Below are 12,326 nucleotides of genomic sequence, written 5' to 3'. Positions count from 1 at the left end.
TCATTTTATAACTGCACTTGCATATCGGCTAAGTGACTCTCATACAGAAAATATACAACAGCCCTATACTATATGTCAAGCTAGTATTCGTATTTTTAATAAGCGGGGTTAAAAAGCAATCCGCTCAAACTCTGGTACAGGCATTGGCTTTGCAAAATAAAATCCCTGCGCGATATCACAGTTGGAATTCTTCAGGAAATCCACATGTGCCTTTGTCTCGACGCCTTCCGCGATTACCTGCAAATGCAGATCCTTCGCCATACCGATGGTGTGATTTACCACAATCTTGCCCTTCTCCGAAGCGATCTCACTATCAAGGAATTCCTTGTCGATCTTGATCGTATCGACCGAGATATTTCGAATCAGATTCAATGAGGAGAATCCGGAACCGAAATCGTCCACCTCCAGCTTAAATCCCAGCTTCTGAAGACGGTCAAGCACACGATTCAGCTCCTCCGGCTTGTCTAAAAACAGGGATTCTGTAATCTCCAGATTCAGCATATCCGGTGTGAGATCGTATTTGTGGATCAGCTCCATCAACGCCTTTTCCAGATCGTTGTGCTGAATATGATATCTCGATATATTCACGGATATCGGCACAACCGAACGTCCCTGATCCAACCAGCGGCGGATATTCTTACACGCCTCTTCCCACATGTATTCATCCAGCTTCAAAATAAAGCCGTTCTTCTCAAATAACGGAATAAAATCGTTCGGCGGGATCAAGCCCTTCTCTGGATGCTGCCATCTGCAAAGCACTTCGGCACCACACAGGGAGTTGTCCTTCAAACGATACTTCGGCTGCAGATACATCTGATATTGATGCTCGGTCAGCGCCTTCTCCATATCCTGCTCGATCTGTCCGGCACGCAGCATCTCCTCGCGGTAATGCTCATCATAAAATGCACAGAACTTCATGATATTACCCTTTACGGTACGCTCTGCCATCATCGCACGGTCGCACATCAGATTCACCGGAATACTTCGGTCATTCACCAGATAAATACCGAACTTTGTCACGATATCATACTGGAATGGATTGTTGCTGATCTTCTTGCGCAGCTTCTCAATCTCTTTGATGATCTCGCCCTTTTTATCATAGCTCATATAAAAGACGAACATATCCGAATGCAATCTTGCGTAATTGTTCTGATTGCCATATGTCTCCTGCAATACCCGCGCTACAAAACGGAGCACCTGATCGCCCTCCGCAATACCGTGGATATCGTTAATATTCTTAAAACGCTCAATGTCTAACAACACAATTGCATAATTATTGTATAAATCCTGAATCGCAACCTGCGTCTGATCATAAAACCGAATCCGGTTCGAAATGCCAGTCAGCTTGTCCACCTCGTCTGGTGTATGATCCATCAGCTTGACTGCCTGCTCCATCATATTCTGCATAACTACCTGCTCATTGTCGCCAAGTGCGACCAATGTTGCAAGCACAGCGTCTCTACCGTCAAACCATGCAATATCATGATAACGCCACGTTGCCACGCCATCAAGCAGCTCCTCATAACGCTCCCGCACCAGCGGTGCCTGTGTCTTGATATGCTGCATCGGGCAGTCCATACACGGAGTTTCCTTCGTACAAAGCACCTCATGACAAATCATGCCGACACGATTTCCCATCAATTCAATCGCCTTGTCATTCTGATACAGAATCTCAAAGCTGGAACGGTCAATGACGATGCTTGCCTCACATCCGGCATTTAAAATGGAGTGAATGACCTGCTTCGTCTCCTGCATGTTTAATTCATCGGTTATCATACCGAAATTCATATATTCGCTTCCTTTTATCAGGTAAATATTTATTTAGTAAACAACACAGATTTACTATAACAATGATGGAATTTTATGTCAATCGAAATCAGTCAAATACTTACAAATACTTGTGATTTTCTATGTTTTTACTAGATTCTTTTCCTCGTTTTATATAATTTTTTGGTTGACAGAATGTGTATTATTCACTATACTAAATAATAAGAATTATTACTATTTTATGATATAGTATCAATACTATTCGTATACAGATAATGTGCAGAGTACGTTAACTCATATATTGTTCAGAGTGTGTCAGCTCATATATTGTGCATACAGTGTATTAGTATATATAGTAACGGAGGTATCTATGGCAACAAGCAAATATAGTCATCAACGAGAATCAATTATAAACTTTCTGACGGGCAGAACCGATCACCCGACTGCGGATGCTGTCTACCAGTATTTGCGGAACGACCTCCCAACGATCAGTCTCGGTACGGTCTACCGGAACTTAAACCAGATGGCAGCGTCCGGCAGGATTCTGCGTCTGCATGTAGACGGAAAAACCGATCACTACGACGCCTGCACCGACCCACATGCCCACCTTTTATGTACGAAATGCGGTGCCGTGCGTGATATCCATATGAATTTCGAGGATGATCTGATTGCACAGGCTGCAGAAATCTCACCATGCCGCGTGGATGGCGTATCTGTATTGTTTACTGGTTTGTGTGAAGAGTGCGCAGACTGTGTCGACGATGAACTTTGATGGGTGATAAATCATAATTGGTGTTGAACTGTAATTGATGAAAAATCGCCGGTTCATAACAATTTCCCCAATATTTGACTTCTGTGTCTGTTTTACTGGGTAAATTATACGTAAAAACAAAAAAATCCCCAACCATTTACGCTCTCAAGCAGCTTCCGGTTGGGGAATTTTTTGTTATATGAATTTATTCCCCAATCAGCCACTTTCTAGCCAGCTTCCAACTGGGGAATTTTTATTCTACTGCATTTTTTACCCAACAGTCACCCAATAATCAGTACTACTGCATCAGAATCATTGGGTTGATTGGCACGCCATTCTTCATCAGCTCGAAAAATACATGTGTACCTTCCTCGGTATAGTAACTGCTTGGAGGAGCAACCTCGCCGATATTCTGCGCGGTTGTAATCGTATCACCCTCGGCGACAGTGACATTCATCAACTGTCCGTAGATTGCTTTGAATCCATTTCCCATGATTACAGTCACCGTCGTTCCATGCTCTTTGTCCTCGCTGACAGACTCGACAACGCCCTCATAGGCTGCCAATACATTTTCTCCCTCATCTGCAGCGATCAGGATACCCGGATTGCAACGATAAGAACGAAGTGTCTTGAAGTATACGGTTGTGTCCATGCTGTATGGCAAGATGACCTTTCCATCTACTGGCCATACGAGCGTGCCACCTTCGTTGTAGGCATTCGCAACAACCACACCATCTTCATTGACGATCACGCCATCACTGCTTGTCTCTGCAGTCGCTTCAGATGATGCATTGCTGTCACTTGTACTTTCATCTGTATTTTGTGCGCTTTCATTTGTGCTGTTTTCTGTATCCACACTTTGTGCATCTTTATTTGCAGCTATTTCCTGTGCTGTCTGATTGTCCGCATCGGTATCACCAGCAACTGCTTCATCGGAATTTGCCTCTGCTGTTTCCGGCATCTCCACCTTTGTCTCAGCAACCTGTTCCGTTGTTTCTGTTACCTCTGGTGCATTCAGATCCACCGTCTGCTTGTCTACTCCAAACTCGCTTTTGTAAGTATTGTAATTATAGATTACCATCAGACCAACGAACGCCAGAACGCCTGTGCCTATCGCAATATACAGTCCCTTTGTCCGCAAAAATTCTTTGAATCGGTCCATACTCTGCCTCCTTTTGATTTGCTAATGCTAGTATGGACACATTATTTTCCTTTTATTCAATTATTTTCTTTTTGCTCGATTATTTTTCCTTTGGTGGCGATCACCGCACGCTCATAACGCGCCTTGACGGATTTGTAATTCTCCCTGCCCCATTTTGCGATATAATCTCCTTCCGTATAATATTGAAATTCCAGATCTGACGCCTGTATTACGGTCGCGTCTCCCATCGCATAATACACCTTCGTCCGAAGCGCGACCGCCTGTGCCTGCAAATAGCTGTCATCCGCGCTTGCATCCACGATTCCCGGCATGATATGCGCTACATATTTTTCCACATCCACCAGCTCATTTCCCGCTTTCGTCTGCACCAGCACATCTCTCCCGGTTGAAATGCGTTCCAGCGAGACAGTCCCGTCCCCCTGCTTTCCATTCACGCAGAATGTGACGAGACACGGCACCACGATTGCACAGACAACCGCCACTAAAATATATGGAAATACTTTCATATACAACAACCCTTTTCTTGCTCGTTTTATTATATGTACAAACGCGGAGCAGCATGCTGTATTTTTGTATGTGTGCTCGCGATTGCTTCCGGCTTGACATATTCCGTATAATGTCTATAATAATAGCAGAGTGTTTGTCATATATGGCTGCGCGAAGGGGCACACCACCACGGGTGTGGTTTTTTCGCGTGGCTTTTTTGATATTTTATAAACGGAGGTTTCAAATATGGAGAATAACAACGATGTTTTCATGCTTGGCGGACATGAGTTTCATTCCCGCTTTATCTTGGGTTCCGGAAAATACAATTCCCACCTGATCCGTGCGGCAGTCGAATATGCCGATGCCGAGATCGTCACGCTCGCCCTGCGCCGTGCCAATACCAGACCAGAAGAGAATATTCTGGACTTTATCCCGAAGAACGTAACGCTGCTGCCGAACACATCCGGCGCAAGAAATGCAGAGGAAGCAATCCATATCGCCCGCCTCGCCCGTAAAATGGCTGGCACTGATTTCGTCAAGGTCGAGATCATGCGCGATTCCAAATACCTGCTTCCTGACAATCAGGAGACGATCAAAGCGACAGAAGTCCTCGCGAACGAAGGCTTTGTCGTTATGCCTTACATGTATCCAGACCTGAATGTTGCCCGTGATCTGGCAAATGCAGGCGCCGCCTGTATCATGCCGCTCGCATCGCCGATTGGTTCCAACAAGGGTCTTGCAACGAAAGATTTCATCCAGATTCTGATTGATGAGATCGACCTCCCGATCATCATCGATGCCGGTATCGGACGCCCTTCACAGGCTTGTGAAGCAATGGAAATGGGTGCCGCTGCCATCATGGCAAATACCGCGATTGCAACTGCCGGTGATATCCCGATGATGGCAAGCGCATTTAAGGATGCGATCATCGCCGGTCGTAAAGCTTATCTGGCAGGACCTGGGCGCGTACTCGACAAGGGCGGCGCAGCTTCCGATCCTCTGACCGGATTTTTGCGATAGGAGGAAAATAACGAATGGAACAAGAATATACAATAGATAATTCCTACCTCTCCCCGGAAGCGCAGAAGCGCAAGAAGGACTTGGAGGAAAACCCGGCATCCCGTACCAACCATATGGAATATATGGACGGCATGGAAGTGCTGGATTCTGATATCAAGGACAAGGTGCGCGCAGCCATGCAGTCCTATGATTACAACGCTTACACTGATGCGGATGTCCGCACAGCCCTTGCAAATGCGAAGCAGGGACACTGTGGCATTGAAGATTTCAAAGCACTTTTATCCCCTGCCGCACTTCCACATTTGGAGGAAATGGCTGCTCTGGCACAGAAGGAGCGGTTGGCACATTTCGGCGACTGTGTATACATTTTCACCCCGCTATACATTGCAAACTATTGCGAGAATTACTGTGTATACTGCGGTTTCAACTGCTACAACCACATTCACAGAAAGAAGCTTACCGAAGCAGAAATGGAAGCAGAGATGAAGGTCATCGCAGATTCCGGCATTGAGGAAATACTGATGCTGACCGGCGAGAGCCGCGCCGTAAGTGACGTGAAATACATCGGCGAAGCGTGCAAGCTGGCGCGGAAATATTTCCGGAATATCGGTCTGGAGATCTACCCGGTCAATACTGACGAATACCACTATCTGCATGAGTGCGGTGCCGACTACATCACTGTCTTCCAGGAGACTTACAACCCAGACAAGTATGAGACGCTTCATCTGATGGGACACAAGCGTGTATGGCCATACCGTTTTGACGCGCAGGAACGCGCGCTTCGCGGTGGCATGCGCGGTGTCGGATTCTCCGCGTTGCTCGGACTTGATGACTACCACACAGATGCACTTGCGACAGCCCTGCACGTCTATTATTTACAGCGAAAATACCCGCATGCAGAAATGTCTATTTCCTGTCCGCGTCTGCGCCCGATCATCAACAACGACAAGATCAATCCAAAGGATGTCCATGAAAATGTCCTCTGCCAGATATTATGTGCTTACCGGTTGTTCCTTCCATTTGCAGCAATCACGGTTTCTTCCCGCGAGGAAGCGCGTTTCCGCGATGGCATCATCCGCATCGCCGCAACTAAGATTTCCGCAGGCGTATCGACCGGTATCGGTGACCACAAGGAGAAATACGAAGCACACGAAGTAACAAAGATAGATTCTGTCCAGAAAAGTGTGAATAATAGCGCACAGACAGACGACGGTCTGGCATGCGCAAATAACGGTTCACCGGCTGATGCTGCTCGCGCATGCGTAAATGACGGTTCACAGGCTGATGCTGCTCACGCATGCGTAAATGACGGTTCACAGGTTGATGCTGCAGATGCCGGTGATGAGCAGTTCGAGATTGCTGACAACCGTAGCTTCGAGGAAATCTACGATGCCATCCGCGCCCAGGGCATGCAGCCGGTATTGAACGACTACTTGTACACGGAGGAGTATCATAATTAGGTTTTGGGTATTCTAATTTAGACTGGTAGCATCATGGCTTTATTAGTTATTGGTTGGGGAAATTTTAGCTATTTAGATTTTTTACCCAAGTTTCCTTAATTTAATTGTCTACTTGTTGGGGAGATTTCCTACAATACGGTTTTTCTCCCCAACTTGCTATAGTCTAATTACCTATTTATTGGGGGGTTTTTGCACTATTCAATTTTTTACCCAATTTGCCATGGCTTAATCGCCTACTTGTTGGGGGACTTTTCCTATAATATGAATTTCTCCCCCCCCAACCTACGCCATAGCGGACATATCAAGACTAGGGAATATTTACAATTATCAAATGATATTTTCGAAAGGATTACAGAATATGATGACACAGACACGAATCGCAGTAACAAACCGGACTATATGTTATGAATTATACAAACAGGCAGGCTTAGCAAGTGCAGAGGACACACCGCTCACTTGCTTATCCCGCCAGATTCGTGTGCTTCTAAACAATAATTCTTACGATAAAATTCTAGTTCGTGAAAAGGATCTAAGCGTAGAGGAATATCATGAATTTATCGCTGATATTTTCTCTGCCCAACATTCCTATCGCTCCGCAACTAACTTGACCTCCAATAACTGTACATCTCCAAAGAATCCGCTCACCATTAACTCAAGATCAGATAATTCTACCCTCACAAAATCAATATGCTCCGATGGATTCAACATAATGTCCTCCCGCATCATTGTACACAATTTTCCAGCGGTTGCCGAAGAATTTGGTACAGATCTGCATCTGCCATTTTCCATGTTTACGAATTTACTTTGTCAATCAGGCAATTCAGGACAAAATAATTTTCAGAATTCCCTATCTAATAGTTCTGTCCTGGCTTCTGATGCTTCTGGTACCTCTGTTATAACTTCAAATAACGATCTGACTCATGGTACCTCTGTTATAACTTCAGATAATGGTCTGTCCCATGAGAATACTACATCCGCAACAACATCTTCTGACGGCTTCCGAAGAAAATATCCGCACATCAAATGGATCGGAACCTCTATCCACAGTGTAGAGGACGCAGTCTTTGCAGAATCACATGGTGCAGATTACATCACCGCCGGACATATCTTTACAACGGATTGTAAAAAAGGGCTTCCGGGAAGAGGTATTGACTGGCTGAAGTCAATCTGCAATGCTGTTTCTATTCCAGTGTACGCCATCGGTGGAATTTCAGATGCAAATGTTTCCATGTTATACGATTGTAATATATCTGGATATTGCATGATGTCGGCGTCCATGAAACCAATTCTATCCGAATAATTGAGCGTTCCATTTTAAGGAATTAAGTTTGTTTCTGACAGATTACCTACTTTAATAAACCTAATTAAACTCCTTACAATTTGGAGCTTTTTCCCTTTTGGTTTACTTTACCACTACTCTGTCACATACTTTTGGGATTTACTATATTGTAACTTCATCACATATTTTTGATTTTTCTCTGTTGCAACCTCATCACTCGTTCTTCGTTTAGTGCAAATCTTATATTTTCTCCATTTTCCCCCAGCATATTCCCACTTGAATTTGTGCAAATCTCCTAAACTTGCATTTTTTACTCAAAAAGTTCTTTACAAGCAATCATAATCCATGCTATTGTCTATATGGTTAATTCATTTAATTTCTAAAGTGAATTTATCTACATGTTCTTATTTTTACCCATTATTTTATTACATAATGAACATTATAACGAAACAGGCATAATTGTATCAAACTATGTCATGTCATAACACTTTTTCTGACCCGGATTCTACTTCCCCCGGTCCCATATTTTTCTTTCTGACTAGGGACATTTTCTATCAGTTTCCTGTCATGTTCCTAGTCAATTTCAAAAACTATAATTATTTTATTTAACAACGGAGGTTTTTATGGACGTACAAAAAATGCAAAAGGAACTCGAACATTTATTAGCTGAAGTACACTGGATACAGCAAAAGCTAAAGAATCTACCAGAGGAAAACATATCTTGTGAACGCGACAAACAATACATTCGATGGTACTTAATATCTGAAGGGAAACGAAACTATCTGCCACGCTCACAAGAGAAATTAGCCAATAAATTAATGCAGAAAAAATACTATCTCGCCCGTCTAAAAGATGATTTGGATGAAATTACATTTCTAAAAAAATGCTTGAAAATTGCACCACCACACACACGAAGAATTGACAAACTTCTATCTCCAGATTCTTCCTATCACAATCTTCTACTTTCAGCAGTTTTCAATGATGAAGTTTCATGGTCAACAACCGACTATCAAAGATCCAATAACTATCCAGAAAAATTAATTCATAATACTTATGCGGGGATTCTGGTACGTTCCAAATCAGAAGTTCTTATTGCCAATGCCCTATTTTCAAAGCAAATTCCTTTTCGATATGAAGCATGTTTGCAACTTGGATCTCATACTGTCTATCCGGACTTCACGATCCGACATCCTGTCACAAAGAAAATATATTATTGGGAGCACTTAGGAATGATGGGGGAGGAAGACTATCTCGACAATGCCTTAACGAAAATCCGACGTTATTGCCGGAACAATATCTATCCTGACGGCAATTTGATTCTTACATATGAGTCGCTTCAAACGCCACTTGATTCTGAACTTGTCCTACATATCATCGAGCACTACTTCTCGTAGCTTCCGGTTGGGGAGTTTCTCTCGCTCTACCACTTTCTACCCAACCTGCTTGCTTCTCTGTAGCTTCCGGTTGGGGATTTTCTCCCGCTCTGCCATTTTCTACCCAACCTGCTTGCTTCTCTTTACCTTCCGGTTGGGGATTTTCTCCCGCTCTGCCACTTTCTACCCAACCTGCTTGCTTCTCTTTACCTTCCGGTTGGGGATTTTCTCCCGCTCTGCCACTTTCTACCCAACCTGCTTGCTTCTCTTTACCTTCCGGTTGGGGATTTTCTCCCGTCCTGCCATTTTCTACCCAACCTGCCCCAATATCCACAGAGACAAGATGCGCTCTGCGCATCTTGCTCTGATTAGCGGTCGTCAAATGCACCGCATAAATGGGGGAATTCCCTCCATTCTACTATTTTCTACCTAATCCAGCTTGCTTTACTCCAAAAAAGGCTGCCACCAAACAGTGACAGCCTTCTCCCATATAACCGGCATGTGCACGCACAGCCGCTCATATATTCCTATCTATAAAATTACAATGTAACTTCTACTTTCTCAAGCTTCCAGATCTCCTGTGCATACTCTTCGATTGTTCTATCAGAAGAGAACTTACCTGCACAAGCAGTGTTGAGCATAACCATCTTAGCCCAGTTAGCCTTATCCTTGTAAGCCTTGTTTACACGCTTCTGTGCATCTGCATAAGAATCGAAATCCTTCAATGTGAAGTATACGTCCTTCATTACAAGAGAATCATATAAGTCACGGAACAATTCCTTATCGCCATTTGAGTAAGTTCCATCTACCAGCTGGTCAAGAACCTTCTTAACCTTTGGATTTGAATTGTAGATGTCCATTGGATAGTAACCGCCATCCTTCTCATACTTCATTACTTCCTCAGCTGAAAGTCCAAAGATAAATGCGTTCTCCTTACCAACTTCCTCTACGATCTCTACGTTTGCACCATCCATCGTACCAAGTGTAACAGCACCGTTCAACATGAACTTCATGTTACCTGTACCGGAAGCCTCACGGGAAGCTGTTGAGATCTGCTCCGATACATCTGCTGCTGCGAAGATGATCTCTGCGTTTGATACACGGTAGTTCTCGATGAATACAACCTTGATCTTGCCCTTGATAGACTTATCATTGTTGATCACGTCTGCTACAGAGTTAATCAGCTTAATTGTAAGCTTTGCTGTCTTGTAACCAGCTGCTGCCTTTGCACCGAAGATAAATGTTGTCGGCTCAAAATCCATATCCGGATTTGCCTTCAACTCATTGTACAGATGCATAACATGAAGGATGTTAAGCTGCTGTCTCTTGTACTCATGAAGTCTCTTAACCTGAACATCGAAGATAGAGTTCGGATCTACATCGATACCATTGTGTTCCTTGATGTACTCAGCCAGACGAACCTTGTTCTTGTACTTAATGTCCATGAACTCCTTCTGAGCCTTCTTGTCTGTTGCGTACTTCTTCAGACCTTCAAGTACCGGAAGATCTGTGATCCAGCCGTCGCCGACCTTCTTTGTAGCCCAGTCAGCAAGCAATGGGTTTGCATGGAGAAGGAATCTTCTCTGTGTAATACCGTTTGTCTTGTTGTTGAACTGCTCCGGACGCATCTCGTAGAAATCACGAAGCTCACGCTTCTTCAAGATTTCTGTATGAAGTTTAGCAACACCGTTTACGGAGTAAGATCCGGCGATAGCAAGGTGAGCCATCTTAACCTGACCATCATAGAGGATAGCCATGCTGCGAACCTTATCCTGGTTGCCCGGATACATATCTTCAATCTTAAGAACGAATCTACGGTTGATCTCATCTACGATCTGATATACTCTAGGAAGAAGCTTCTGGAAGAGGTCGATTGGCCACTTCTCAAGTGCCTCAGCCATGATTGTATGGTTTGTATATGCGCATGTTCTGCAAGTGATATCCCAAGCATCATCCCACTCAAGATTCTCCTCATCAACAAGGATTCTCATAAGCTCTGCTACTGTTACAGTTGGATGTGTATCGTTCAGCTGGAATGTAACCTTGTTTGGAAGATCATGGATATCTGCGTTGTTCTCCTTGAACTTCAGGATTGCTCTCTGTACAGAAGCGGATACGAAGAAGTACTGCTGCTTTAAGCGAAGCTCCTTACCTGAATAATGGTTATCGTTTGGATAAAGTACCTCAACGATGTTACGGGCAAGGTTTGCCTGCTCCACTGCGTTCTGATACTCACCCTTATCAAATGAATTAAGATTGAACTCCTGTACCGGCTCTGCATCCCAGATACGGAGTGTATTTACAACATTATTGCCATATCCAATGATTGGAAGATCATATGGAATCGCACGAACTGCCTGATAATCCTTGTGTACGAAGTAATTCTTTCCCTCTCTGCATTCTGTCGCTACATAGCCACCGAACTTAACCTCTACTTCATACTCCGGACGCTTTACCTCAAATGGATTGCCGTTCTTCAACCAGTTATCCGGCTTCTCGATCTGGTAACCATTCTCGATTGCCTGCTTGAACATACCGTAACGATAACGGATACCACAACCATATGCAGGGTAGTTCAATGTAGCAAGGGAATCCAGGAAACATGCAGCCAGTCTGCCAAGACCACCATTACCAAGTGCTGCATCCGGCTCCTGATCCTCGATCACATTCAAGTCAAAGCCAAGCTCTGCCAATGCTTCCTTCACCTGCTCATAGCATGTGAGGTTGATCATATTATTACCAAGTGCACGGCCCATAAGGAACTCCATAGACAGGTAGTAAACAGTCTTTGCATTCTTCTCCTCGTATGCCTTCTGCGTAGCGATCCAGCGATCAATGATATGATCCTTCACTGCGTAGGACACTGCCTGAAATACCTGTTCCTGTGTTGCTTCATCGATAGTCTTACGGAAAAGGTTTTTGACGTTGTTAATGACGTCCTTCTTGAAGCTTTCCTTATCGAAATCAGCCATCTTCTTCATAGAATTAATCCTCCTTGTTTATGTGCGTATGTGCATCCGAAAATGCC

At 44.1% G+C, this 12,326-nt stretch carries 10 protein-coding genes; 5 read left to right on the top strand and 5 right to left on the bottom strand.

The genetic code is table 11. The features are described 5' to 3' along the window. Window positions 1–108 precede the first annotated feature (108 nt). Window positions 109–1,788 (bottom strand): putative bifunctional diguanylate cyclase/phosphodiesterase, encoded by a 1,680-nt coding sequence (locus H9Q76_RS00630; RefSeq protein WP_021984908.1) that lies wholly within the window; start codon window positions 1,786–1,788, stop codon window positions 109–111. 349 nt (window positions 1,789–2,137) lie between these two features. Between H9Q76_RS00630 and H9Q76_RS00625 the strand changes: the two genes are divergently transcribed. Next, complete coding sequence (locus H9Q76_RS00625) at window positions 2,138–2,539, top strand: Fur family transcriptional regulator (RefSeq protein ID WP_117780873.1); 402 nt, start codon at window positions 2,138–2,140, stop codon at window positions 2,537–2,539. A 277-nt stretch (window positions 2,540–2,816) separates the two neighbouring features. On the opposite strand, the gene H9Q76_RS00620 is transcribed toward H9Q76_RS00625, so the two are convergent. Next, a complete protein-coding gene (locus tag H9Q76_RS00620) occupies window positions 2,817–3,680 on the bottom strand; it encodes a M23 family metallopeptidase (protein ID WP_118374235.1) in 864 nt (287 codons plus the stop codon). Between the two features lie 56 nt (window positions 3,681–3,736). Then, window positions 3,737–4,186: a SpoIID/LytB domain-containing protein gene (locus H9Q76_RS00615; protein ID WP_249321354.1), complete on the bottom strand. Its 450-nt coding sequence runs from the start codon at window positions 4,184–4,186 to the stop codon at window positions 3,737–3,739. Between the two features lie 226 nt (window positions 4,187–4,412). Here H9Q76_RS00615 and H9Q76_RS00610 point away from each other — a divergent pair, with 226 nt between their 5' ends. From H9Q76_RS00610 to H9Q76_RS00595, 4 genes are all read left to right on the top strand, one after another. Then, the gene (locus H9Q76_RS00610; protein ID WP_249321353.1) at window positions 4,413–5,186 is read left to right on the top strand and encodes a thiazole synthase; all 774 of its coding nucleotides are present in this window, start codon (window positions 4,413–4,415) and stop codon (window positions 5,184–5,186) included. Window positions 5,187–5,200: 14 nt separating this feature from the next. After that, complete coding sequence (gene thiH / locus H9Q76_RS00605; protein ID WP_118545808.1) at window positions 5,201–6,646, top strand: 2-iminoacetate synthase ThiH; 1,446 nt, start codon at window positions 5,201–5,203, stop codon at window positions 6,644–6,646. 358 nt (window positions 6,647–7,004) lie between these two features. Next, a complete protein-coding gene (locus tag H9Q76_RS00600; protein ID WP_243029257.1) occupies window positions 7,005–7,946 on the top strand; it encodes a thiamine phosphate synthase in 942 nt (313 codons plus the stop codon). Window positions 7,947–8,548: 602 nt separating this feature from the next. Further along, window positions 8,549–9,319, top strand: a complete 771-nt coding sequence (locus H9Q76_RS00595) for an ATPase (RefSeq protein ID WP_196020579.1) — start codon at window positions 8,549–8,551, stop codon at window positions 9,317–9,319. On the opposite strand, the gene H9Q76_RS00590 is transcribed toward H9Q76_RS00595, so the two are convergent. Together H9Q76_RS00590 and H9Q76_RS00585 are read right to left on the bottom strand one after the other, a co-directional pair. Further along, window positions 9,297–9,656 carry a hypothetical protein gene (locus H9Q76_RS00590; protein ID WP_249321352.1) on the bottom strand — a complete coding sequence of 120 codons (360 nt, stop codon included), beginning with the start codon at window positions 9,654–9,656 and terminating at the stop codon, window positions 9,297–9,299. The genes H9Q76_RS00595 and H9Q76_RS00590 overlap by 23 nt on opposite strands. Window positions 9,657–9,837: 181 nt before the next feature. Next, the gene (locus H9Q76_RS00585; protein WP_021984050.1) at window positions 9,838–12,279 is read right to left on the bottom strand and encodes a glycogen/starch/alpha-glucan phosphorylase; all 2,442 of its coding nucleotides are present in this window, start codon (window positions 12,277–12,279) and stop codon (window positions 9,838–9,840) included. Window positions 12,280–12,326 lie beyond the last annotated feature (47 nt).

This window comes from Wujia chipingensis, from assembly GCF_014337155.1.
In the GTDB taxonomy this organism is placed as follows: Bacteria; Bacillota; Clostridia; order Lachnospirales; family Lachnospiraceae; genus Coprococcus_C; species Coprococcus_C hominis.
This window is presented reverse-complemented; position numbering and strand designations above follow the sequence as displayed.

Coding starts and splice junctions, on each gene's coding strand:
- H9Q76_RS00630 (WP_021984908.1), bottom strand. CDS start 1,788: ATGAATTTCGGTATGATAACCGATGAATTAAACATGCAGGAGACGAAG.
- H9Q76_RS00625 (WP_117780873.1), top strand. CDS start 2,138: ATGGCAACAAGCAAATATAGTCATCAACGAGAATCAATTATAAACTTT.
- H9Q76_RS00620 (WP_118374235.1), bottom strand. CDS start 3,680: ATGGACCGATTCAAAGAATTTTTGCGGACAAAGGGACTGTATATTGCG.
- H9Q76_RS00615 (WP_249321354.1), bottom strand. CDS start 4,186: ATGAAAGTATTTCCATATATTTTAGTGGCGGTTGTCTGTGCAATCGTG.
- H9Q76_RS00610 (WP_249321353.1), top strand. CDS start 4,413: ATGGAGAATAACAACGATGTTTTCATGCTTGGCGGACATGAGTTTCAT.
- thiH (WP_118545808.1), top strand. CDS start 5,201: ATGGAACAAGAATATACAATAGATAATTCCTACCTCTCCCCGGAAGCG.
- H9Q76_RS00600 (WP_243029257.1), top strand. CDS start 7,005: ATGATGACACAGACACGAATCGCAGTAACAAACCGGACTATATGTTAT.
- H9Q76_RS00595 (WP_196020579.1), top strand. CDS start 8,549: ATGGACGTACAAAAAATGCAAAAGGAACTCGAACATTTATTAGCTGAA.
- H9Q76_RS00590 (WP_249321352.1), bottom strand. CDS start 9,656: ATGCGCAGAGCGCATCTTGTCTCTGTGGATATTGGGGCAGGTTGGGTA.
- H9Q76_RS00585 (WP_021984050.1), bottom strand. CDS start 12,279: ATGAAGAAGATGGCTGATTTCGATAAGGAAAGCTTCAAGAAGGACGTC.